This is a genomic window from Trinickia terrae (assembly GCF_005144415.1).
Taxonomy (GTDB): domain Bacteria; phylum Pseudomonadota; class Gammaproteobacteria; order Burkholderiales; family Burkholderiaceae; genus Trinickia_A; species Trinickia_A terrae.
On sequence record NZ_SWJE01000005.1, the window covers coordinates 712,303 to 735,391 of the forward strand.

Annotated in this window: 23 protein-coding genes and 2 pseudogenes; 13 read left to right on the forward strand and 12 right to left on the reverse strand. The window is 63.0% G+C overall.

Annotated elements, in window-relative coordinates; translation table 11 throughout:
- Positions 1-28: 28 nt before the first annotated feature.
- The 3 genes from FAZ69_RS12560 (at position 29) to FAZ69_RS12570 (ending at position 3,437) form a co-directional block, all read left to right on the forward strand.
- Positions 29-766 (forward strand): TerC family protein, encoded by a 738-nt coding sequence (locus FAZ69_RS12560; RefSeq protein ID WP_136894788.1) that lies wholly within the window; start codon positions 29-31, stop codon positions 764-766.
- Between the two features lie 112 nt (positions 767-878).
- Positions 879-1,496, forward strand: a complete 618-nt coding sequence (locus FAZ69_RS12565; RefSeq protein ID WP_136894790.1) for a pilin — start codon at positions 879-881, stop codon at positions 1,494-1,496.
- Positions 1,497-1,649: 153 nt separating this feature from the next.
- Positions 1,650-3,437, forward strand: coding sequence for a Wzy polymerase domain-containing protein (locus FAZ69_RS12570; RefSeq protein ID WP_136894792.1), 1,788 nt, complete (start codon positions 1,650-1,652; stop codon positions 3,435-3,437).
- Positions 3,438-3,557: 120 nt separating this feature from the next.
- Here FAZ69_RS12570 and FAZ69_RS12575 read toward each other — a convergent pair whose 3' ends face one another.
- Complete coding sequence (locus FAZ69_RS12575) at positions 3,558-4,949, reverse strand: cytochrome c peroxidase (protein ID WP_136894794.1); 1,392 nt, start codon at positions 4,947-4,949, stop codon at positions 3,558-3,560.
- A gap of 257 nt (positions 4,950-5,206) precedes the next feature.
- On the reverse strand, positions 5,207-5,476 hold the full coding sequence (locus FAZ69_RS12580; protein WP_136894796.1) for a hypothetical protein: 270 nt from the start codon (positions 5,474-5,476) through the stop codon (positions 5,207-5,209).
- A 275-nt stretch (positions 5,477-5,751) separates the two neighbouring features.
- Here FAZ69_RS12580 and FAZ69_RS12585 point away from each other — a divergent pair, with 275 nt between their 5' ends.
- Positions 5,752-6,054 carry a hypothetical protein gene (locus FAZ69_RS12585; RefSeq protein WP_136894798.1) on the forward strand — a complete coding sequence of 101 codons (303 nt, stop codon included), beginning with the start codon at positions 5,752-5,754 and terminating at the stop codon, positions 6,052-6,054.
- Positions 6,055-6,221: 167 nt separating this feature from the next.
- Here FAZ69_RS12585 and moaC (FAZ69_RS34450) read toward each other — a convergent pair.
- Positions 6,222-6,332 (reverse strand): annotated as a pseudogene (gene moaC, locus FAZ69_RS34450) (cyclic pyranopterin monophosphate synthase MoaC); the annotation flags it as partial.
- Positions 6,333-6,720: 388 nt separating this feature from the next.
- Between moaC (FAZ69_RS34450) and FAZ69_RS12595 the strand changes: the two are divergent.
- The 4 genes from FAZ69_RS12595 (at position 6,721) to FAZ69_RS12610 (ending at position 9,854) form a co-directional block, all read left to right on the forward strand.
- Positions 6,721-7,533 (forward strand): lysozyme inhibitor LprI family protein, encoded by an 813-nt coding sequence (locus tag FAZ69_RS12595; protein ID WP_136894800.1) that lies wholly within the window; start codon positions 6,721-6,723, stop codon positions 7,531-7,533.
- Positions 7,534-7,644: 111 nt separating this feature from the next.
- Positions 7,645-8,133, forward strand: coding sequence for a YbjN domain-containing protein (locus tag FAZ69_RS12600; RefSeq protein WP_136894802.1), 489 nt, complete (start codon positions 7,645-7,647; stop codon positions 8,131-8,133).
- An 89-nt stretch (positions 8,134-8,222) separates the two neighbouring features.
- The gene (locus FAZ69_RS12605; RefSeq protein ID WP_136894804.1) at positions 8,223-9,101 is read left to right on the forward strand and encodes a hypothetical protein; all 879 of its coding nucleotides are present in this window, start codon (positions 8,223-8,225) and stop codon (positions 9,099-9,101) included.
- 12 nt (positions 9,102-9,113) lie between these two features.
- Positions 9,114-9,854 (forward strand): hypothetical protein, encoded by a 741-nt coding sequence (locus tag FAZ69_RS12610; RefSeq protein WP_136894806.1) that lies wholly within the window; start codon positions 9,114-9,116, stop codon positions 9,852-9,854.
- Between the two features lie 3 nt (positions 9,855-9,857).
- Here the strand turns inward: FAZ69_RS12610 and FAZ69_RS12615 are convergent, their stop codons facing one another.
- From FAZ69_RS12615 to FAZ69_RS12655, 9 genes and pseudogenes are all read right to left on the reverse strand, one after another.
- Positions 9,858-10,460, reverse strand: coding sequence for a DUF1780 domain-containing protein (locus FAZ69_RS12615; protein WP_136894808.1), 603 nt, complete (start codon positions 10,458-10,460; stop codon positions 9,858-9,860).
- 108 nt (positions 10,461-10,568) lie between these two features.
- A pseudogene (locus tag FAZ69_RS12620) lies at positions 10,569-11,551 on the reverse strand (tyrosine-type recombinase/integrase).
- A 140-nt stretch (positions 11,552-11,691) separates the two neighbouring features.
- Positions 11,692-12,171: a cyclic pyranopterin monophosphate synthase MoaC gene (gene moaC / locus FAZ69_RS12625; RefSeq protein ID WP_136894809.1), complete on the reverse strand. Its 480-nt coding sequence runs from the start codon at positions 12,169-12,171 to the stop codon at positions 11,692-11,694.
- Between the two features lie 156 nt (positions 12,172-12,327).
- The gene (locus tag FAZ69_RS12630; protein ID WP_136894811.1) at positions 12,328-12,924 is read right to left on the reverse strand and encodes a DUF2946 family protein; all 597 of its coding nucleotides are present in this window, start codon (positions 12,922-12,924) and stop codon (positions 12,328-12,330) included.
- Entirely contained in the window at positions 12,917-13,969 is a 1,053-nt protein-coding gene (locus FAZ69_RS12635) for a YheT family hydrolase (RefSeq protein WP_136894813.1), read from the reverse strand. The genes FAZ69_RS12630 and FAZ69_RS12635 overlap by 8 nt, the downstream gene beginning before the upstream one ends.
- Positions 13,970-14,017: 48 nt before the next feature.
- Positions 14,018-14,470, reverse strand: coding sequence for a nuclear transport factor 2 family protein (locus FAZ69_RS12640; protein ID WP_136894815.1), 453 nt, complete (start codon positions 14,468-14,470; stop codon positions 14,018-14,020).
- Between the two features lie 198 nt (positions 14,471-14,668).
- A complete protein-coding gene (waaF, locus tag FAZ69_RS12645; RefSeq protein ID WP_136894817.1) occupies positions 14,669-15,703 on the reverse strand; it encodes a lipopolysaccharide heptosyltransferase II in 1,035 nt (344 codons plus the stop codon).
- 209 nt (positions 15,704-15,912) lie between these two features.
- Positions 15,913-16,107: a zinc-finger domain-containing protein gene (locus tag FAZ69_RS12650; RefSeq protein ID WP_136894819.1), complete on the reverse strand. Its 195-nt coding sequence runs from the start codon at positions 16,105-16,107 to the stop codon at positions 15,913-15,915.
- A 61-nt stretch (positions 16,108-16,168) separates the two neighbouring features.
- Positions 16,169-17,089 (reverse strand): branched-chain amino acid transaminase, encoded by a 921-nt coding sequence (locus FAZ69_RS12655; protein WP_136894821.1) that lies wholly within the window; start codon positions 17,087-17,089, stop codon positions 16,169-16,171.
- A 200-nt stretch (positions 17,090-17,289) separates the two neighbouring features.
- Between FAZ69_RS12655 and FAZ69_RS12660 the strand changes: the two genes are divergently transcribed.
- From FAZ69_RS12660 to fba, 5 genes are all read left to right on the forward strand, one after another.
- Positions 17,290-18,072 (forward strand): AzlC family ABC transporter permease, encoded by a 783-nt coding sequence (locus FAZ69_RS12660; RefSeq protein WP_136894823.1) that lies wholly within the window; start codon positions 17,290-17,292, stop codon positions 18,070-18,072.
- A complete protein-coding gene (locus FAZ69_RS12665) occupies positions 18,069-18,389 on the forward strand; it encodes an AzlD domain-containing protein (RefSeq protein WP_136894825.1) in 321 nt (106 codons plus the stop codon). The genes FAZ69_RS12660 and FAZ69_RS12665 overlap by 4 nt, the downstream gene beginning before the upstream one ends.
- 210 nt (positions 18,390-18,599) lie before the next feature.
- Positions 18,600-19,793, forward strand: a complete 1,194-nt coding sequence (locus FAZ69_RS12670) for a phosphoglycerate kinase (RefSeq protein WP_136894827.1) — start codon at positions 18,600-18,602, stop codon at positions 19,791-19,793.
- A gap of 351 nt (positions 19,794-20,144) precedes the next feature.
- Positions 20,145-21,644 carry a pyruvate kinase gene (gene pyk, locus FAZ69_RS12675; RefSeq protein ID WP_439654768.1) on the forward strand — a complete coding sequence of 500 codons (1,500 nt, stop codon included), beginning with the start codon at positions 20,145-20,147 and terminating at the stop codon, positions 21,642-21,644.
- A 187-nt stretch (positions 21,645-21,831) separates the two neighbouring features.
- Positions 21,832-22,896, forward strand: coding sequence for a class II fructose-bisphosphate aldolase (gene fba, locus FAZ69_RS12680; protein ID WP_136894831.1), 1,065 nt, complete (start codon positions 21,832-21,834; stop codon positions 22,894-22,896).
- Positions 22,897-23,089: the final 193 nt, after the last annotated feature.

The window sequence follows — 23,089 nt, forward strand, 5'->3', positions numbered from 1 at the left end:
CCCGTGCCCGGCCTTTTACTCTTTCCCCATGCTCGAATTCTTCGCAACGCTCCATTGGGGCGCGGTCCTGCAAATCGTCGTCATCGACATCCTGCTTGGCGGCGATAACGCAGTCGTAATCGCGCTCGCCTGCCGCAATCTCCCGCAAGCCCAGCGTGTGCGCGGCGTGCTGTGGGGCACGGCGGGGGCGATCGTGCTGCGGGTCGCGCTGATTTCGTTTGCGGTCGTGCTGCTCGATGTGCCTTTGCTGAAGTTCGCGGGCGGCCTGCTGCTGCTGTGGATCGGCGTGCGCCTGATGGCGCCCGCGCACGACGTCCACGAAAACATCAAGCCGGCCGACAAGCTGATCTCGGCGATCAAGACGATCGTCGTCGCCGATGCGGTGATGAGCCTCGACAACGTGATCGCCATCGCCGGCGCCGCCGAAGCGGCCGATCCGCAGCATCGGATCGCGCTCGTGATCTTCGGCCTCATCCTCAGCATTCCGCTGATCGTCTGGGGCAGCACGCTGGTGCTCAAGCTGCTCGACCGTTTCCCGATCATCGTGACGCTGGGGGCGGCGCTGCTCGGCTGGATCGCCGGCGGCCTCATCATCAACGATCCCGCCGGCGATCGCTGGCCGTTGCTCGATACGCCCGCCGCCGAATACGGCGCGCACATCGCGGGCGCGGTGTTCGTGGTCATCGTCGGTTATTGCATGAAGCGGCGAGCCGTGCGGCGCGGCGAGGCCGGGGCGTCCGGCTCGGACTCCTCCGGCGCGCACTGACGCGGCGCGACGCTGGCCATCCGGCCGAGTGCCGGGCATAGCACCCGCTGGCTACGATGAAGACGTCTGTCCGGTTTTCGGGCAGGCGTTTTTTCATTCAGGGAGCCTGCCGATGTTCGTTTCTCCACTCTTCCAGTTTTCGCGCCGCTCCGGCGGCGCGCCGCAACGCTCCGAGGTTCGCGAGCCGGTGAGCGCTCGCGCGATTCGCGCGTACCGCAAGTCGGGTTTCACGCTGATCGAATTGATGATCGTGCTCGCGATCGTCGGGGTCATCGCGGCGTATGCGATACCGGCGTATCAGGACTATCTGGCGCGCAGCCGCGTAGGCGAGGGCCTGGCGCTGGCGTCGTCTGCGCGGCTCGCGGTCGCCGAGAATGCGGCGAGCGGCAATGCGCTCGGCGCCGGATACTCGGCCCCGCCCGCCACGCGCAATGTGTCGTCGGTGAAAATCGACGACGACACGGGTCAGATCACGGTGAGCTATACGGCGCGAGTCGCGCCGGACGGCTCCAGCACGCTCGTGCTCGTGCCGTCGGTACCCGACAACGCCGATACGCCGACGGCGCGCGTCGCCTTGTCGAGCGGCGTGACGCTCGCCGGTTCGGTCACGTGGGAATGCTTCGCGGGCGGCAAGAGCGCGTCCTCGCTGCCCGCACCGGGGGCTGGGCCGAGGCCGTCCGAAGCACCGACGCTGCCTTCGAATCTGGCGCCGCCCGAGTGCCGCGCGTGACGGCTGCGGGGTAGGCGCGGGCCAGGACAGAGGCTTACCGGATAGCGCCATCGCAACACATGGGGCACGAATTCGCGCATATTCCCTCCGTCCGGCGCACATTGAAAGGATTTTTTTGTATAGTGCGCCGGTTGCTGACGCCTCCGGTTCCTCATGCCCTCCCCATTTGCACGTTATTTGTCGCTGGTTTTGCTGGCTTTCGCGTTGATTCTTCCTTACGCGGTCACCAACCATACCTATCCGATTCCGACGTTCTATTCGGAATTCACGGCGCTCGCGCTGTACCTGATGGTCGGCGCCGCCGTGTTGCTGGTCGTGAAGAGCGTGCGGCCGCGCATGACCTACGCCTCGCCGCTCGTCGCGCTCGTGCCGCTGGCTTTCGGTCTCGTGCTCGTTGCGCAGACTTTCCTGCTGCCGGTCGCACAGCCGTCGATGAACTGGCTCGGCGCCGGCTTCCTGCTCGCCGCCTTCATGGCCGCGCACTCGGGCTATGGGCTGGCCCGCGCGAACCTGTCCGAGGATGCGCTGTGCTGGGCCGCGGGCGCACTGATCGTCGGCGCGTTTTTCGCCGTGTTCTGCCAAGCCGTGCAGCTCTTTCACGCGGAGGTCCGCTTCTCGCCGTTCGTCGTGGCGTACAACATCACCGTCGATCGCCGTCCGTTCGGCAACATGGCGCAGGCCAACCACCTCGCCACGGCCATCGCGTTCGGCATGGCCGGCGCGATGTTCCTCGCGCAGACGCGGCGGCTGAACGTGCTCGCATGGGCGGTTGCGTCGTTGATCTGCGCGGTCGGGCAGGCGCTGACCGTGTCGCGCGGGCCGTGGCTGCAGACCGCGGTGGTCGTCGTGGCCGGTTTCTGGATGGCCGCGGCGGAAGCGCGGCGGCACGGCGGCGCACGGCGCAATACGCGCGAATGGCTGATCCCGTTCGGGCTCGTCGTGATCTTTGTCGCGGTGAACGTCGCGGTGCGCTGGGCCAACGTGCGCTACAACCTCGGCCTCGCCGTATCGGCCGCGGACCGCTTCAAGGACCAAGGCCAGATCGCGCCGCGCATCGCGCTCTGGAAATACGGCCTGGCGATGTTCAAGGAGCATCCGCTGTTGGGCGTGGGCTGGGGCGAGTTCCCGCGCTTTCAATTTGCGTTGGCGAAGGCGCTGGGCGGCGTCGAGATCGCGAACAACTCGCACGACATCTTCATCGACCTGCTTGCGAAGTCGGGGCTGGCCGGCCTCGGTATCCTGCTGATCGGGCTCGTGGCGTGGCTCGTCCGGATGGTGCTCGCGCCGCAGTGTGCGCCGCGCGTCTTCGGCCTCGCGCTGATCGGTGTGCTGCTGATGCATGCGCTCGTCGAATATCCGCAGCAGTACATGTTCTTCCTGCTGCCGGCGATGTTCATCTTCGGGCTGCTCGAGACCAGGCCGCTGCGCTTCGTATCGGGCGGCTTGTCGTTCGGAATTCAGGTGGTGCTCGTCATGGGCGGCCTGGCGGCGCTGTATCCGGTCTATCGCGACTACGCGCGCGCGGAAGTGCTGTACTACGGTGCGCATCCGGCCGACGAGTACCGCGCCGATCCGTCGTTCCTGTTCGGCGCCTGGGGTGAATATGGGATGGCCACGCTGCTGCCGATCGATTCGAACGATCTGCCGATGAAGCTCGCGATGCACAAGCAGGCGATCGCACTGCTGCCGGGGGAGACGGTGCTGCGCCGCTACGCCGTGCTTCAGGCGCTCGACGGGCAGCCGGGGGCGGCTTTCGATACGGTGGCGCGGTTGAAGATCTTCGCGGAGGAACTGCACGACTGGCCGTCGCAACTCGCTTCGCTCTACGCGCTGTGCGACGAGCAGCAGGCAGTGCTGGTCGGCTTCAAAGCCGAGCTGGTGAAGAAGTACGGCGTGCCGCCGAAGGACGCCAACCAGGACGATGACGATAGCGACGATTGATCGTATCGCCGCAACTGTTTTAGTGAAGCGCCGGTGCAAGCACGCCGCCGGCGCGATCCCCTCAATCGCGCAGAACGGGCCGGGGGCGGCCCCGGCCGGTCCTTGCGCTCGACAACTACGTTATTGCGACGCCACCGGCACGTAGGCGCCGGTCAGCGTCTTGAGGAACGCGACGATGTCGTCGACGTCCTGACTCGGCAGCCTCTTTCCGACTTGGTCCTTCAACATGATGCGCACCGCCTCATGGAGATCGTCGACGCTTCCGTCGTGGAAATACGGCTGCGTCAGTTCGACGTTGCGCAGCGTCGGCGTCTTGAAGCGCCGGCGGTCCTGTTCATCGTGCGTGACGTTGAACCGGCCTTGGTCGGCTTCGGTGAGCGGGCCGCCGCGTTGCCCGAAGTAGTCGCCCTTCAAGCCCATCAATTCGAACGATTGCCCGCCGAAATTGCTGCCGACGTGACACGTGAAGCACCGGTTCGCCTTGAATAGCTGATAGCCGCGCACTTCCTGGTTCGTGAGCGCGGTCTTCTCGCCCTTGAGGTAGGCGTCGAAGCGGCTTGGTGTGATGAGCGTCTTTTCGAACTCGGCGATGGCATCGGTGATGGTGTCGCCGGAATAGCCGCTCGGGTACACCTGCCTGAATGCCTTGGTGAAAGCGGGGTCCGCATCGAGCTTGGCGATGATCTCGTCCCACGATTCCGATGCCATCTCCTTCGGGTTGAGCGGCGGGCCGCCGGCCTGGTCCTGCAGCGTGGCTGCGCGGCCGTCCCAGAACTGCACGTGATTCAGCACGGCGTTGAAAATGGTTGGCGCATTGATCGGCCCGATCTGGCCGCCGACGCCAATCGACGACTTGCGCCCGTCCACGCCGCCGTGCGAAAGCATATGGCAGCTCGCGCAGGACACCGTGTTGTCCTTCGAAAGACGCGGATCGTTGAAGAGCTGCTGGCCGAGGGCGACCTTGCGAGCATCGACCGGCAAGGGCTTGGGCAGCGGCTGCACCGGTTCGTCGCGAAATTCCGGTGCGGTTTCGGCCGTGGCGTAATAAGCCCGACGCTGTGAGGCGATCCAGTCCTGTAGCAGTTTGCGCTCGGTTTCATCGAGGGCCGACGCCCAATGCACCACGCGAAAACGCAGCGGCGGCATGGCGTTGTCCTTGAGCACACTTTCCAGCTTGGCGAGATCGACCTGAGACGGAGGCGTGCCGTCTTGCAAATCCGCGAACAAGGCATCGAGCCGGAAATGCTTCTGTCCTGTCTCGACATCGTAGGCGGAGAGCTGCTTGATGCCGGGCAGCTGCGAATAGGCCGGCAACGTGTAGCTGCTCGAGTGGCAGTAGTAGCAGGCTTTCTCGTTGAGCAGGTTGCGGATCTGCAGGCCTTCGGCCGAAGCCGCCGTCACGGATGCCGCTTGTTCCGCGTAGCGCATGTCGTGACGGTATGTGTATCCGGCCAGCCCCAGATAGCCGATGAGCGCTATGCCGCATAGAGACACGACTATTCTTTTATTCATATTGCATTCCTAAATATTGTGGTCGAGATGTTAGAGGTATTTCGGAGGGCTGGCGGGTGCTTAGGACGAGTCTTGACGAAGGTGACGCTTCGAGACGGCTCGAAAGCGGCCCTCCAGTCGCTCATTTCGCTCGAAGTTCTAGCCTATCGCGTGCACTTGCGTGCCGTCAAAAAGGTGAATTATTTTGAGATGTAATGGCGATAGCCGACGCGGCATGTAGATTGAAAACAGAAAGCGCCTTTTTATTGTTGATCTGGTTATTTATTGTCAAATTCGTTTTGTGTTTTTGCTGGGCGTGCAGACGTGCCTTTTGCTCGTCCGGATAAGGCGAGCTGGAATCTAATTGTTAATGATGCTTCGCACGGCAGGCCGATTCGGTGTTTTCTAATTCTTTCGTAAAAAAAGCCAATCGCCGTGCTCTGCATTGCTTCGATGGGCGTCCCGTGAAATTTTGAAAGGGCGTTCATTGGCTCGCATGCTTGCATTTGTCGCGACTCATATTCGCCGCGGCTGCGGTGAATTGTCACCGACAATCGATATCTCTTTAATGGGCGGTAAAAATGGATGATCGACTATATTGAATTGTGCGTGATGGCGATACATTGGCGACATGCTGCAGGTGCTCAGTGATGCTTGATAGGAATTGAATATCGTCGAGACGATTTTTAAAAGATCGTGAGGCCTGTGGGCCGCAAGGTGAGAATAAAAATTACCTGTCGATATCTTTATAAAATAAATTCCGTGGTTGGGGCGGATTAAATTCCCAGCAATTTGTCAAACTTAATGAATGGGGAGAAATCTCATGCGTGAATTGACTCTGGTTGAAATGCAAGCTGCTTCGGGTGGCGTGGCAAAGAATGCGGTGGACTCTTTCGGCGGCGGCATTCTCGGCGGCATCGTTGGTTCCGCTCTCGGCGCGCTCGCTGGCGGCAAAGTTGCCGCGAAGGCGGGTGGCTGGATCGCTGGCGCCATCGCCGCCGCTGTTGGGGCTATTGCTGGCGGCATTTACGGTGCTGCGGTTGGCGTAGTTGGCGGTGCTTATGTCGGTACCGACGACGTCGTTAGCATCGGGCAAAAGGTTCTTGGCGATATCTTGGCGAACTGATTCAGCAGCCTAGCTGGCGCGTTCATGAGCGCATAGTTGCGCTCATGAGCAACAGCCGACGCTCGGCATAGGGTGTCGGCTGTTCCCATATATGTCAAACCAAGTGATACGTCATTCGAGCTCCAGAGGCCGTCTGCGCGAGGCATCTTGTGTCGAACCGCCGCTAATTACGGCGCCACCCAATCCCCCGACTTCCCCCCGTGTTTTTCCAGCACTTTCACCTCAGTGATCGTCATGCCGCGATCGACGGCTTTGCACATTCTGGTTTCCGTGCGTAGCCTTGTGCTGGCGGTCATACAAATCAAAGACTTACTGTCACCGAAGCGTTCGATCCTGTCCAAATCGGTTAATGAACTTGGACAGCGTTTGGACAAGACTTGGACGACAATTCGTGACCATCCGCCGGACGTAAGTTTACGCGATCAACTCCATCCTTGGACATACTCCGACGCGGGGGTGATGCGCTGCACCGGCACTATGTCAGTCTCGATGCCGGCGATGTTGCCCGTCCGATGGAAGAGATTCAGGCGGCGTCGCGCTCGTCGGTCATGTCCTTCACGTAGAATTGACCATTCCGTTCGGACGTAAGGTCGAGATGCAACTGCTAAAAGACATCGTGACGTTGTTGCGTTGCTGGCCTTCGGCGCATACACCGAACGGCTATACATGGACATCGCGATCTGCGTTGGATTCGGATTCGTCTTCCTGTTCTTGGCTCCGAAAGCATGGCAGGTAGGGTTTCTCGCTCGCAATGCGGGGCAGCCCGACATCATCATTGCCAGTAGCGCGGGTGAGTTGGCGAAGCAACGCTTCTTCTACGAATATGGTGCGCGAGTCTTCTTGACTGGTGGGCTGTTCGTTGTTCTTTTGACGGGTCTATATTTCCTTGTGCCCCTTGACCGCATCGTGTTCGGACCGGGGACTCAGGTCGCCGCGTCGTCGGAAGCGAAGTCGTCGTCGGCAAGTGGTACAGCGGACGCACAAGCAGCCGCTAGTTCGGCGTCCAGCGATGAAGCAGCAAAGGCCGCCGCCGATGGTCAGTCGGCGGGTAGTGATGTAGCGACTTCGACTGCCCCGGTAAAGGCGTCGTCCGACAACGCAACGCAAACGGCGCAGCAACCGGTGGAACCGGAGAAGGCAGTCAACGCATCGCTCGCATCATCGGCACCGACAGCCAGTGCAGTACAGCAGTCGGTAACTAAACAAGACGCAATCGGCGCGGCGGACGTTCATGCCAGCTTTGACTGCGCTAAGGCGTCTTCGCCAATCGAACATCTGATCTGTTCGACGCCACAAACCGCTGATGCAGACCTGCGCCTTGCGTCGGCGTACTCAGCCGCCCGCGCCAAGTCGAGTGACCCGGCTGCCCTGAAGGCGGATCAACGGGGCTGGATGAAGAGCGGGCGTGACGCCTGTCCCGACGCGGCGTGTCTGCTGAAAGTAACCGAAGCCCGGATTCAGAAGCTCGCGGCCATGTAGTTTGCGTGGTTAGCGACGTATGCAGAGAACCAGTAACCGCCGTTCATCGGCGGTTTTTCTTGTGGGGTCACGGTAAGACAGCCGGTCCTTGCTTCCTATCTGGAGAGCCTATTGACGAAAACCTTCACTGAAACCGACATCACTATCGAAACCCTTGACGCCCATCTGCGCGACAGCGGCTTGGTCCCGTACAACGTACAGCCCGACTGCATCCGACTTCGCAGTGAGAATGGCATCGGCTTTCGCGTTTCTCTCGACACGGACCGGAAGTTCGTCCGGTTTGCTACGTACCTTCCCCTGAATCGGCAAGCGCCAATCGAACAGAAGCATGAACTGGCGCGACGGCTGAACGACGAAATTTTTCTTCCGGTCTTCACCATCGATCAGGACGACGACTTGATCGTCACGTACTCGATGCCGTTCACTGGCGGACTGATCGCCGAAACCTTCGTGTCCATCGTCAATCGGTTTGCTTCGCTGCTGGAATTCGTTGTCGAAACGTACAACCGCGACGGCTTGATCGACTTCGGTGCGCCGCAAACGGTGCCCGCCGTGGCCGACGCTGGATCAGCACGGACCAGCGGCGAACTGCTGCATTGATCTCACGATGGCTCGGGTGCATGGCCGGTGCGTCTGGCTTTGAGATGTCGGTGTAAGATCGATGCGCCGTGCCTTCCCGTAGGAAATATATGGAACTTCACCAAGTCGTGCTATGCCGGGCGTTGTATGCTGAAGCGGAGACGTATCTTTCCCGCAATGACGGTGTTCATCTCGGACTTGCGGTCTCGATTGCACAAGATGCGGTGGAGCTTTTTCTACGCGCGGTGATGAAGGACCGGCCAGTTCCGGGGCAAAAAATCCCGGACGAGTTCATCAAATGTATGGACTACATTGATGCGGCAGCGAATCAAGACGAGAACAAACATGTTCCGTTTCGGGCGAAGCTGATCGAACTGAACAAGGCACGCGTGAACTTCAAGCACTATGGACTAGTTCCCGATAAGGGTGATTCGCGCCGGTTGTTGGGGTACGTCCAAGACTTCTTTGATGTTGCGGCAGAACGCTTCTTCGATGTTCGGTTTTCCGATGTGTCTGTTTCCGATCTAGTGAAATCAAAGGCGGTGCGGGATCGTCTAAAGCAAGCCGAGCGCAGTCTACGGGAAGAAGAACTGGAGAGTGCGTTCGGGAATAGCGCGGAAGCGGTTGACGTGGCGATGGGGGAGTTGGTCGCTTTGCTAAGTAGGCGGTGGAATCGCTGGCCGCCATCATCTTCCATGAGATACGATGATGCGGCGATGCGTTTGGTCCGCGATCTCGAAGGTTATGTTGATGGCAAGGCATCCAGAAGCGAACGCATGGCAATAATGCTGGCCTTGGCGGTCAATATCAACGACCTTGTTCGATTCGAATCGATTGTTCCCATCGTGCGCCGGATGGTTGCAGGAAACTACGTTTGGGAACGTATGCAGGATGCATCGGGTTTGATGATCTCCGACGCGGAGTTTGCGGTAAATTTCGCCACCAAGTTTGCGTTGGCGATCCAAGCACGGATGCCGCACTCTGAATAGAATCGGTGAGACGTGAATTCGACCAAAGCCCAACGTAGAAAGCACGCCGAGTCGTTTTATTTCGAGCGTGCTCAGGGATTGCTGACCTGTTGGCCGCGTGGGACCGTGGATGCAACGGGTGAAGAACCGGACATCCTTGTTGACGGGCCGGCAGGAAAGTACGGCGTTGAAGTAACCGAACTGCTACGCAGTGACGTGCGTGCGGTTGAAGAAACTCGCAGGTTGATTTGCGAAAAGGCGCAGAAGCTGTTCCTGCGAAGGATCAATGCGGACTGCCTTGACGTGAAGGTGGTCTTTCGGGAACACGCCGCCGTGAGTCCGAAAGCCAAAGATGCCGCAGCAAGTAACCTTGCTGCAATAGTCGGTTCCCGGATCGCTTCGATACCTTCAGGTGTGGAGTCGACCAGACTGGAATGCGGGACGGACTTTGAGTCGGATTTGTTTACTTCCGTCTGGCTGCACAATCATCCGATTTGTCCACGCTCTCGGTGGCAGCCTGTGGGTGCATGGTGGGTTCCGGTGGCATCGCCAGCCGATATACAAGCCACGATTGACAGAAAAGAATGCAAGGTTGCGGCGTACAGGAACCGCGTCGAAGATGTCTGGCTGTTAATCGTATTGCAGGGATTCAGCGGGTCGGCGGCGTGGTCAGTACACGATTCGGTGTTCGCGCATCACTTCTGCACATCGTTCGACGGCGTGGTCTTGCTGGACTATGCGATGAACAAGGCCCATTTGCTTGCGTCTTGCTGACCATCAAGGGCGATGACAAATACGGCCTACGGCTTGCTTAAGGAAGTCGGGTGCGTCCGGTCGGGCGTAAAGGCAACAACTGCGCCGTCCCATTAGAAATGAAATCGAGCGCCATCCGATAGCGGTCAGCGCGGACGTGTCCGGGAAGGGCTGTTCCGCAACATACATGACATCATGCAGGTTGACATACAGCAGTAAGTCGGTCCGTTTCTTAAAGTCATTCGAGTACTTATCAAGGCTTGCCGCTTCTTTGAGACAGAGATCGTATATCTCGCCAACGCTGCTGTCCTTCGGGGTAAATTCTTTCAGAAGGTCTTGGGCCTTGGAGATACCGCGCACGCGCGCTAACTCTTGTTTATATTCGTCATGGCGTCGCCGACCCGTGTCCAAAATTTCCTTGATTTCGAAGCGGGCATCGCGAAAGGCTACGTCGGGCGGGTCAGTTTCGATGCTCTGAATTTCGCCCTGTACCGGAGTCAACCCTAGATTCAGCGCGAATTCTGTGGCGACCCAGCGTTCGCGTTCCTGCTTATTGTGCGATGCAAAGTAGGCCGCCGAAGCGGCAAGGTCTTCGATACGCTGGTCGATCAGTTCCTGTTCGGTCATGTGGCTCCCGTCACCCGGATCATCGTGTCCCCTAGCGGCAGCACCTAGTGTATCCGAAGCGGAAAGCTGACCATCAGATCCGGCTGCGGGTCGGGGACAGCCTGTCAATCAGCCTAGCTTCCGTGCCAACTCGGAAGCGGACGGATGGTAGTACCGCTTCAACATCGCCAAGCTGCGGTGGCCCGAGACAGCGGCTAGTTCGATGACATTCGGCAGCTTCTGCGCCAGTCGTGTAATCGCCGTATGTCGAAGGTCGTGCCAATAAGGTCCTTGATGCCCGCACGTTTGCAGGCCTTCCTGAACGCCGCGTGCAGTGTGTTGCCCTTGACCGGGATGACCTTGCCGTCGATGGAGCGTGGAAGGGCGTCCAAGATGGCGACAGCCTTCTTGGACAGCGGGACGGTTCGCGCTGTCCCGTTCTTGGTGATCGGCAAATACGCAGTTTGGGCTTCGAGATTGATGTTCGACCATCGTAGTTCAACAAGTTCACCGCGTCGCATAGCCGTCTCTAAACTCAGGATGGTTGCCGGAAGCAGCCACACGTTGATGCGACCAGTCGGAACCATTGCCGCAAGAAGGCCCGCTTCTTCGTCGGTCGTGAGTACACGGTCTCGACCCTGCGGTGAAGGCGGCTTGCGAACCAGTGCGACAGGGTTCGCGACATTGATGTCCCATTCACGACGGGCATGGTTGATGATCGCCGACAGGTACGCCAGTTCCCGAATCACCGTGGCTGACTTCACCTTTTCCAACCGTTCGTCCCGATACGCGGCAACTGCCTTCGGGGTCAACGCTGCCATGCTGAGTTTCGCCAGTCTGGTGCGGCACGTCGCCCGAAGTCGCGGTATTTCATCCGATGCCCCTTTTCGCGTCGGCATCACGTCAGCGATGTAACGTTCGATGATGTCTTCGAGCGTGTTCGCTTCCGCTGCACTCCGACTGACGAAACTACCCCGATCCATCTCTGTTTCGATAGATCGCGCCCATCGTTCTGCGTCGGCGCGGACGTTGAACGACTTGGTTTCAGCGGGGTATCCCGCACGGCACACACGTGCTTGCCACCTGTTACCCCTTTTTCGTATCGATGCCATTTCCTGTCTCCAACTTGGACAGAATTTGGACAAGATCGACCTTTCGTATGCCAGAAGTCAGATTCGTAGTGATTTCGTCAGGCAGTGGCGATGCAGCGATATTCGGCTCAGCGTCGAATTAAGACTTACAAAACAACGCCTTAACTCTGCGCCACCCAATCCCCCGACTTCCCGCCGTGCTTCTCCAGCACCTTCACATCGGTGATCGTCATGCCGCGATCCACCGCCTTGCACATGTCGTAGACGGTCAATAGGCCCACTTGCACAGCCGTTAGTGCCTCCATTTCCACGCCAGTCCGCCCCAGCGTCTCAACCTGCGCCGTGCAGGACACACCCGGTAGCGCTTCGTCGAGCGCGAAATCTACGGTCACGCGCGTCAGCGCGAGCGGATGGCACAGCGGAATCAGATCCGCTGTGCGCTTCGCTCCTTGGATCGCCGCAATGCGCGCGATGCCGAGCACGTCGCCCTTCTTGGCGTTGCCGCCACGGATCAACTCGAGCGTTTCGGGCAGCATGCGGATCGAGCCGCGCGCCACGGCGATGCGTTTCGTTTCCTGCTTGCCGCCGACATCGACCATATGGGCCTGTCCGGCGGCATCGAAATGGGTGAGTTCTGGCATCTCGGTCTCCTGTCGATCAGAGTTGGTGCTTCAGCGCTTACTCCGGCCCCATGCAGAGCCCTACTCTGATCCCATGCAACGCTTCAGAGGGCGCCTATCATAGCAGCGGCGATGTCCGGCGCAGGCCGCCGGATTCTGCCCGCGATCGGCCCGCGCCTAGCCAGCGGCCCGGCCTGCCGACGCCGCCGCCGGACTCGCAACAAACCCAAACCTTGCCGCCACCTCCGCGCGCCGCACCGCCTGCAGCGGCAGATCGATATCCGCACGCCAGTGAAACAGCCCGCCGAGCCCATCGTCGGCGAGCGTCGAAACGTCGGCGAACAGATCGAGGTCGTGGTCGTGCAACGCGGCGACGCGCACCGGCTCCGACGCATCGGCGAACAGGATGCCGCCTTCATCGTCGACGAACGCCATCGCGGGCTCGAACGCGCCGCCATTCTGATCGGTCAGCGTCAGTGCGCCGCCGCCAGCCTCATCCCGCGCCAGCCGCACGATCCACGGCGTATAGGCCAATTCGACGTACACGCGCTGTGGCCCGTTCTGGAAGAACCACTGGCCGCGCTCGTCGCACTCGTAGTTGCGGCAGATGAAGCCGATGAGCGCCGCATGGTGGATCGGCGTGCCGCTCGCGCCGGCCGCCTGTGCCGCTTCGTCTCGCATGCGCCAGTCTCCTCGGCGGTCGAGCAGCAGCCAGCCGGTGCAATGCGGGACGTTCGGCCATTTGGCGAGCGCCTGTTTGACGATTTCATCCATGGTTGGCGAAGGGCGTGAGGAACGAAAAGACGCGGCGCGACAGCCAGTCGGTCCGGCCCGGGAAGGGCCCGGTCATGAAGCCGACGTGACCGCCCGCCGCGGGCTGGTCGAGCTCGATTGCGTCCGACACCTCTGCGCGCGACGGCAGCGCCGTGCTCGGCAGGAACGGATCGTTGCGCGCGTTGAGGACCAGCGTCGGCACCACGACGTGCGGCAAGAGCGGCCGAGTCGTGGCGGATGTCCAGTAGTCGTCGGTGTCGCGAAAGCCGTGCAGCGGCGCGGTGACGACGTTGTCGTACTCGTACATCGTGCGGCATGCGAGCACCGCGTCGCGTTCGAACAGGCCCGGATACTGATCGAGCTTCAGGAGCGCCTTGTGCTTGAGCGTTTTCAGGAAGCTCTTCGTGTAGACCATCGCGAAGCCTTGCGCCAGCGCGCGGCCGCCCGCGTGGACGTCGAGCGGCGCGGAAATGGCCGCGGCTGCGGCGACGAACGCGGCGTCCTCGCGCCGCTCGCCGAGCCAGCGCAGCAGCACGTTGCCGCCGAGCGACACGCCCGCGACGGCGATCGGCCCCTGATGCACGCCGCGCAGGCGCCGCAGGACCCAGTCGACTTCGTTGCTGTCGGCGAGGTGGTAGAAGCGCGGCAGCAGGTTGAGCGGCCCGCTGCAGCTGCGAAAGTGGGGCACGACGCCGTGCCAGCCTCGCGCGCGGGCGGCCGACATCAGCGTGCGCGCGTAATGCGAGTCGGAGTTGCCTTCGAGGCCGTGGAACAGCACGAAGAGCGGCGCATCAGCGGCGGGGGCAGCCGATGCGCGAGCGCGGTAATCGAGCCAGTCGAGATCGATGAAGTCGCCGTCGGGCGTATCCCAGCGCTCGCGCCGGTAGTCGACGGCGGGACGACGCGCGAACAGCGCCGGGACGATGGTTTGAGCGTGGCTCGTCGGGAGCCAGAGCGGCGGGCTGTAGAGCATGTCGACCAGCGCGTCCCCGGCCTTCCTGGCCGCCGCCGGCATCGACGCCGAGTTCTTGTGCGCCGTACTCATGCCACTCCCCCACAAACCCAATCTCTACCCATCAAGCGCAAGGCGCGCTCAGTGCAGCGGCCCCTGTCCGTGCCGCAGCTTCGCGGCAAAGTGCGTGGCCGTATCGTCCGGCATCGGGCTCGCGTGAATGTGCGCGATGCGCCATTCGCCGCGCTCGTGGACCATCACGTACGTCGTAAACACCATCAGCGGCGTGTCGAGCGGATCGGCCGGCTGGTGCGCTTCGGCGATCGCATAGACCACGGTGCCGAGGCTGTCGTAGACGCGAATGTCGAGCGGCTCGATCGAGGCCGGCAACGCGCCCGCTTCCAATTGCGCCGCGAGCCCCGCGCGAATGTTCTCGAGCCCGTGCCAGTGCGAGCCGTCCGCGCAGATGTAGCTCGCGAAATCCTCGTCGATCCACAGGCTCATGATGCTGTCGATGCTGCCGTCGGTGACGGCCTGGTAGAACGCGTTGAGAGAATCGGCTGCGGCTTCGAAGAGGCGGGCAAAACGTGGCATGGCTCGTTGGTCTCTTGGGCGCGAAGGCGCGCCGTTTCGGGCTGCGGCCGCTGCGGCGGCCGCGGGAAAAACGCTAAGCTGCGCGCCCAACAAGGCGCACGCATGACGCGAATCGGCGTTCACGTTCAATCTCCCGGCAGCCGCTACCCGACGTTCCTTGAACGAATGAAGGCACAAACGATTCAAGGCTTCCGTGCGTCAGCGCTCGCTGAGCAGCATCCCGCGCAGGTCGCCGAAGACCTGCTCCGCGGAGAGCTCCCGCAGGCAGTTCAGATGGCCGAGCGGGCACTCGCGCTGGAAACAGGGGCTACATTCGAGATGGAGCCATTGTACCTTCGCGAGCTCGGACAATGGCGGCGTGTGGCGCGGATCGGTCGAGCCGTAGACGGCCACGAGCGGGCGCCGCAAGGCGGCTGCGACGTGCATCAGGCCGGAATCGTTGGTGACGACGGCGCTTGCGCGCGAGATCAGCGCGCAGGCCTCGCCGAGCGACGTCTGTCCGCACAGGTTGCGCACGTTCGGCGCGCGTTCGGTGATCTGCTGGGCGATCGGGCTGTCCTTGCCCGAGCCGAGCGCGACGATCTGCGTGTACGGGAACGATTGGCCGACGATCTGCGCGAGCGATGCGAAATGCTCGGGCGGCCAGCGCTTTGCGTTGCCGTACTCCGCGCCGGGGCAGAACACGACGAGCGGCACGCGCGTGTCGAGATTGAAGCGCGCCGATGCGCGAGACGCTTCGTTCAGGTCCGACTCGAGCCGCGGCATCGGCAGGCTTTCCTGCAGGTTCGGCACCTTGGCGCCGGGCGCGTAGGCGAGCGCGGCGTAGTGGCCGCTCATCGGCGGGCGTTCGTCCTTGCGCGGATTCGCGTGGCGCACGTTCAAGAGGCCGTAGCGGTTTTCGCCGGTATAGCCGATGCGCAGCGCAATGCCGGCGAGCCAGGGGATCAGCGCAGATTTCAGCGAGTTCGGCAGCACGTAGGCGGCGTCGTAGCCGACCTCGCGCAGGTCGCTCGCCAGTTGCCAGCGGCGCAGCAGCTGTAGCTTGCCGTGGGCGAGATCGGTCGCGTAGACATCGTGGATTTCCGGCATCCGCTCGAGCACGGGCGCGACCCAGCCGGGCGCGACCGCATCGATGGCGATGCGAGGATGGAGCTTCTTCAGCAGCGCAAACAGCGGTTGCGCCATCAATGCGTCACCGATCCAGTTCGGTGCGATAACCAGCGCGCGACGCATCCGTGTGAATTCCGATGTCGTGTGAAAACGCGGCGCGCGGGGCGCGTCGCGTTCGGGTTGAGAGTGTGCCCCCAGACCTGACGCTGTGCGTCAGGCCCCCCGAGGGGACTTCCTGCGGGGCGGAAAACTTGGGGCGGCCCGGCGTTTTCTCGTGGGAGAGGGGCCGCGAGGCGGCCGGTTGGTGCGTGGCGCTCGCGCGCCACGCCGGCTCAGTGGCCCTTGATGACCTCGCCGTCGCGCAGTTTGTAGCGCGTGCTGCAGTACGGGCAGCGCGCTTCGCCGTGCGTCACGTCGATGAAGACGCGCGGATGCGTCATCTTGCGGTCCATATGCGGATTCGGGCAGAACGCGGGCAGATCCTTGGCGGTCAGCTCGACCAGCGGCATTTCCTTGAGTTCGCTCATGAGGACAAATTCTCGTTGTATGCGTGTGCGCGCGGCCCGAGAAGAGCGGGCCGCGCCGGAATCAGATTTTGGTCAGCCAGTGCGCGTACTTCGGGTTCTTGCCGGCGACCACGTCGAAGAACGCCGATTGCAGCTTCTCCGTGACGGGGCCGCGCGCGCCGCTGCCGATCGTGCGGTTGTCGAGCTCGCGGATCGGCGTGACTTCGGCGGCGGTGCCGGTGAAGAACGCTTCGTCGGCCGTATAGACTTCGTCGCGCGTGATGCGCTTTTCGATCACTTCGATGCCGGCGTCCTTAGCGAGCATGATGACGGTGTCGCGCGTGATGCCGTCGAGGCACGACGACAGGTCGGGCGTGTACAGCTTGCCGTTGTTCACGAGGAAGAAGTTTTCGCCCGAGCCTTCCGAGACGTAGCCGTCGACGTCGAGCAGCAGCGCTTCGTCGTAGCCGTCGGCGGTGGCTTCCTGGTTGGCGAGGATCGAGTTCACGTACCAGCCGGACGCCTTCGCGCGCACCATCGACACGTTCACGTGATGGCGCGTGAACGACGAGGTCTTGACGCGGATGCCCTTGGCGAGGCCGTCTTCGCCGAGATAGGCGCCCCACGGCCAGGCGGCGATGGCGACGTGGATCGTGTTGCCCTTGGCGGACACGCCGAGCTTTTCCGAGCCGACCCAGATGATGGGGCGCAGGTAGCAGGATTCGAGCTTGTTCTCGCGCACGACTTCACGCTGGGCGCCTTCGATCGTCTCACGGTCGAACGGCACGTCCATCTGGAAGATCTTGGCGGAGTTGAACAGGCGCTTGGTGTGCTCCTTGAGGCGGAAGATGGCCGTGCCGCTGTCCGTCTGGTAAGCGCGCACGCCTTCGAAGACGCCCATGCCGTAGTGCAGGGTATGGGTCAGGACGTGGATCTTGGCGTCGCGCCAGTCGATCAGCTTGCCGTCCATCCAGATCTTGCCGTCGCGATCGGCCATTGACATACGTTTTCTCCTAACGGTGAGGGCGCTCGAAGCGATCAGGCGCACATTTTAGCGTCTTTTGCGCCGGGACCGGGCGATTGGCCGCCACGCCGTCTTATAATTTGCGGCTTGCTCCGGCCGCCACGGCCGGCCTGGCTCAAGCCTGCCGGAACGCGGCCCGGCCCGATTTCGCTCTCACGCTGTCCCCGTACCGCCACGCCATGCTCGCCCGCCTGTCCGACACCGATCGCACCGCCTTCAAGAAGGGCTTCCGCACGTTTTCGCCGACCATCATGGCGATCTTCTCGTGGGGTCTCGTCACCGGCATCGCAATGAGCAAATCGGTGCTGTCGGTGCCGCAGGCGCTCGGCATGTCGCTGCTCGTCTACGCCGGCTCGTCGCAGCTCGCCGTGCTGCCGCTCCTCGCCGCCAAGCTGCCGGTCTGGACCGTGCTCCTGACCGCCGCGATGGTGAACATGCGCTTCGTCATCTTCAGCGCGGGGCTCGCGCCGCACTTCTCCTATCTGTCCCTGCCGCGGCGCCTGCTGCTCGGCTACTTCAACGGCGACCTGATCTACCTGCTGTTCCAGAAAAAGGGTTTTGCGACCGGCTACGTGCCGGGCAAGGAAGCCTATTTCTGGGGGATGGCGGTGACGAGCTGGCTCGCCTGGCAGGTGTCGTCGGTGATCGGCATCCTGCTCGCGAGCCTCTTTCCCGACAACTGGGGCCTGAGCCTCGCCGGGACGCTCGCGCTGGTCCCGATCATGGTCACCGCGATCGTCAGCCGCTCGACGCTCGTCGCGGTGAGCATCGCGGGCATCGTCGCGTTGCTCGCCGACGCGCTGCCATACAAGCTCGCGCTGCCGCTCGCCGTGCTCGCGGCGCTCGCGGCCGGCAGCGCGGCCGACCTCGTCGCCGAGCGCGCCGACCTGAAGCGCATCCGCGCCGAGGGTGGCGCCGGCAGTCACAACCCCGATCGCAACCGCGCGGAAGGCCCCCGATGACGACGCAAATCTGGCTTGCCATCTTCGGGATGCTTGTCGTGACCGCCGTGACGCGCGCGCTGTTCCTGATCGGCGGCGAGCGCACGGTGCTGCCCGAGCGCGTGCAGCGCGCGCTGCGCTGCGCGCCGGCGGCCGCGCTCGTCGCGGTGGTGGTGCCGGACGTGCTGATGACGCAGCAGGGCGTGTCGTTCGGCCTGTCGAACCACGCGCTGTACGGCACGCTGGCCGGGCTCGCGTGGTTTTTGTGGCGGCGCAGCATGGTGCAGACGATCGTCGTCGGCATGCTGGTTTTCACCGCGCTGCGCTTCCTGGTCTAGCGCAACGGCCGTCGAGCGGCCGGCGGGCATCGGCTGCGATGCTGCGGCGCGACATCGCCGGCTTCCGCCAAATACGTGACATTCGCCTCCCGACGGGTCAGTCCGGCATGGGGATCGGCTAAAATGCTCGCTTTCCGTAGCGGTGCGCCCGAAGCGCCGCGGCGCGCCGCACGCAATCGCCTTCCAATCAACCCGCATCTATCGATTCCCATGAGCCAAGTACTGCGTCTCTCCGATTTGATCGCCGAAGGCAAGCTGTCCGGCAAACGCGTGTTTATCCGCGCCGACCTCAACGTCCCGCAGGACGACGACGGCAACATCACCGAAGACACCCGCATCCGCGCCTCGGTGCCGGCCATCAAGGCCGCGCTCGATGCCGGCGCCGCCGTGATGGTCACCTCGCACCTCGGCCGCCCGACCGAAGGCGAGTTCAAGCCGGAAGATTCGCTCGCGCCGGTCGCGAAGCGCCTCGCCGAGCTGCTCGGCCGCGACGTGCCGCTCGTCGCGGAGTGGGTCGAGAACGGCGTGAACGTCGCGCCGGGCGCGGTCGTGCTGCTCGAGAACTGCCGCGTCAACAAGGGCGAGAAGAAGAATTCCGACGAGCTGGCGCAGAAGATGGCCACGCTCTGCGACATCTACGCCAACGACGCGTTCGGCACCGCGCACCGCGCCGAGGCGACCACGCACGGCATCGCCAAGTACGCGCCCGTCGCCTGCGCCGGCCCGCTGCTCGCGGCCGAGCTCGACGCGCTGGGCCGCGCGCTCGGCAACCCGAAGCGCCCGCTCGTGGCGATCGTCGCGGGCTCGAAGGTGTCGACCAAGCTCACGATCCTGAAGTCGCTGGCCGAGAAGGTCGATCAGCTGATCGTCGGCGGCGGCATCGCCAATACGTTCATGCTCGCGGCGGGCCTCAAGATCGGCAAGTCGCTCGCCGAAACCGATCTCGTCGACGAAGCGAAGGCGATCATCGAAGCGGCCCGCGCGCGCGGCGCCTCGGTGCCGATCCCGACCGACGTCGTCACCGCGAAGCAGTTCTCCGCGACGGCCGCGGCCGTGACCAAGCCGGTCGGCCAGATCGAGGACGACGACATGATTCTCGACATCGGACCGGAAACCGCCAAGGCGCTCGCCACGCAGCTCGGCAGCGCCGGCACGATCGTCTGGAACGGCCCGGTCGGCGTGTTCGAGTTCGATCAGTTCGGCAACGGCACGAAGACGCTCGCCGAGGCGATCGCGAAGTCGCCGGCGTTCTCGATCGCCGGCGGCGGCGACACGCTGGCCGCGATCGCCAAGTACGGCATCCACGACAAGGTCAGCTATATCTCGACGGGCGGCGGCGCCTTCCTCGAATTCCTCGAGGGCAAGAAGCTGCCCGCGGTCGAAGTGCTCGAATCGCGGGCCTGAAATGAAACAGCCCCCACGCGCTCTGTGTTCGCTGTCGACCGGAGTTGGCGCTTTAGCGCTTACTCCGGTCCCATGCGAAGCTCCCCCCAAGGGGGCTGTCAGTACGCTTGGGGCGGCCCGGCGAGTACTGACATGACGGCGCGCGTTCCTTCCGGCAAGCCGGCCAAGGCGAAATCCGGCGCGCGTGCCGCGCCAGTAGCAACAACCGATTCAACCACCACCCCGGCTGGCAGTCCGGCAACCGCGCAAGCGCCGGCGCCTTCCGCAGTAGCAGCAGCTTCTCCCATTCTGACCGACCAAACGACGCCGGCTCGAACCGGCGCATTGCAGACCGAGGCGTCAGCCGCGGCACTGCCTTCGCATCCGACTCGCAGCGTTGTCAATCCCAGCGATTCCACTCAGACGAGGAGACTCATGCATCGCGCCACCAAGATTGTCGCCACCATCGGTCCGGCATCCAGCTCGCCGGAAATCCTGCTCCAGATGATTCAAGCCGGGGCCGACGTGGTGCGGCTCAACTTCTCGCACGGCACCGCCGACGACCACCGCCAGCGCGCGGAGTTCGTGCGCGAGGCCGCGCGCATCGCGGGCCGCGAGGTCGGCATCATGGCGGACTTGCAAGGGCCGAAGATCCGCGTCGGCAAGTTCGAGAACGGCAAGACCATGCTCGTGCCGGGCAACCCGTTCATCCTCGACGCCGCCTGCGAGCTCGGCAACGACGAGCGTGTCGGCCTCGACTACAAGGACCTGCCGCGCGACCTGAGGGCCGATGACGTGCTGCTGCTGAACGACGGCCTGATCGTGCTGACGGTCACGCGCGTGATTGGCCAGGAGATCCACACGGTCGTGAAGGTGGGCGGCGAGCTGTCGAACAACAAGGGCATCAACCGCCAGGGCGGCGGCCTGACCGCGCCGGCGCTGACCGCGAAGGACATGGAGGACATCAAGACGGCGATGTCGATCGGCGTCGAGTTCATCGCGGTGTCGTTCCCGAAGAACGCGACCGACATGGAAATGGCGCGCCAGCTCGCGAACATCGCGGGCGCGCCGTACGGCATCAAGCCGAAGATGATCGCGAAGATCGAGCGCGCCGAGGCGATTCCGGTGCTGCAAGGCATTCTCGACGCCTCCGACGGCATCATGGTCGCGCGCGGCGACCTTGCCGTGGAAGTCGGCAACGCGGCGGTGCCCGCGCTGCAGAAGCGCATGATCCGCATGGCGCGCGATTCGAACAAGTTCGTGATCACGGCGACGCAGATGATGGAATCGATGATCCACGCACCGGTGCCGACGCGCGCCGAAGTGTCGGACGTCGCCAACGCGGTGCTCGACGGCACCGATGCGGTGATGCTGTCGGCCGAATCGGCGGCGGGCAAGTATCCGGTGCAGACGATCGAGACGATGGCCGCGATCTGCGTCGAAGCGGAGAAGTCGGAGCACGTCGAGCTCGACAAGGATTTCCTCGATCGCACCTTCACGCGCATCGACCAGTCGATCGCGATGGGCGCGCTATTCACCGCCTACCACCTCGGTGCGAAGGCGATCGTGGCGCTGACCGAGTCGGGCTCGACCGCGCTCTGGATGTCGCGCCACTGGACCCATGTGCCGATCTTCGCGCTCACGCCGCGCATCAACAGCCAGCGAGCGATGGCGCTCTACCGCAACGTGACGCCGTTGCCCGTCGAGTCGAACAACGACCGCGACGTGGCGCTGCAGCGCGCGCTCGAAGTGGTGGTGTCGAAGGGCTATGCGTCGCGCGGCGACATGGTCGTGCTGACCGTCGGCGAGCCGATGGGGCAGGCGGGCGGGACGAATACGCTGAAGATCGTGCGGGTCGGCGAGGCCTTGTGATCCGTGCTCGAGCGCCGCACTGAAAGGTGCAGGAACGAAGTTTGCGAAGCCGGTCACGAGCCGGCGTTCGCAAACGCGCCGGGATGCGGTGCGCTTCGCGATAAAATTGCGCCTATTCGCCGCACCGGCGCCGAATCTCCGGGCGCCGCCAAGCAAAAAGAATTCGTTCAATCCAAGGAGTACAAGCATGCCTCTCGTATCAATGCGTCAACTGCTGGATCACGCAGCCGAACACGGCTACGGGCTGCCCGCGTTCAACGTGAACAACCTGGAGCAGGTGCAGGCGATCATGGCCGCGGCCGACCAGGTCGGCGCGCCCGTCATCATGCAGGCGTCGGCCGGCGCGCGGAAGTACGCGGGCGAGCCGTTCCTGCGCCACCTGATCGAAGCGGCGATCGAGTCGTATCCGCACATCCCGGTCGTGATGCACCAGGACCACGGCCAGTCGCCGGCCGTATGCATGGCGGCGATCCGCAGCGGTTTCACGAGCGTGATGATGGACGGCTCGCTCGAGGCGGACGGCAAGTCGGTCGCATCGTACGAGTACAACGTCGACGTGTCGCGCAAAGTCGTCGAGATGGCGCATTCGATCGGCGTGACGGTCGAGGCTGAGCTGGGCGTTCTCGGTTCGCTCGAGACGATGAAGGGCGACAAGGAAGACGGCCACGGCGCAGAAGGCACGATGACGCGCGAGCAGCTGCTGACCGACGTCGAGCAGGCCGCCGACTTCGTGCGCCTGACTCAATGCGATGCGCTGGCGATCGCGATCGGCACCTCGCACGGCGCGTACAAGTTCACGAAGAAGCCGACCGGGGACATCCTCGCGATCGACCGCATCAAGGAAATCCACGCGCGCATTCCGAATACGCACCTGGTGATGCACGGTTCGTCGTCGGTGCCGCAGGAGCTGCTCGCGGAAATCCGCGAATTCGGTGGCGACATGAAGGAAACCTACGGCGTGCCCGTCGAGGAAATTCAGGAAGGGATCAAGCACGGCGTGCGCAAGGTCAACATCGACACCGACCTGCGCCTCGCGATCACCGGCGCGATCCGCCGCTACCTGGCGGAAAACCCGGGCAAGTTCGATCCGCGCGACTACCTGAAGCCGGCGCGCGAAGCGGCCAAGAAGATCTGCGTCGACCGCTATCTGGCGTTCGGCTGCGAAGGCCAGGCCGGCAAGATCAAGCCGCTGCCGCTCGACAAGATCGCGGAGAAGTACAAGTCGGGCGAGCTCGCGCAGGTTGTGCGCTAAGCCCGGCAGACTGCTCGCGCCGCTCGGGTCCTCCTAGGCCGGGCGGCCGAGTTGTCGATCCATCGCCGTTCCCGCATCATCTGGGGAACGGCGTTTGGCTTTTTGTTCAGGACATGTTTTTCGCCCCGTTTTGCCCAGTTTTGGTTCGGATTTAGTTCGTTTTTCACCCCATTTCACCTCACACGGCTCACGA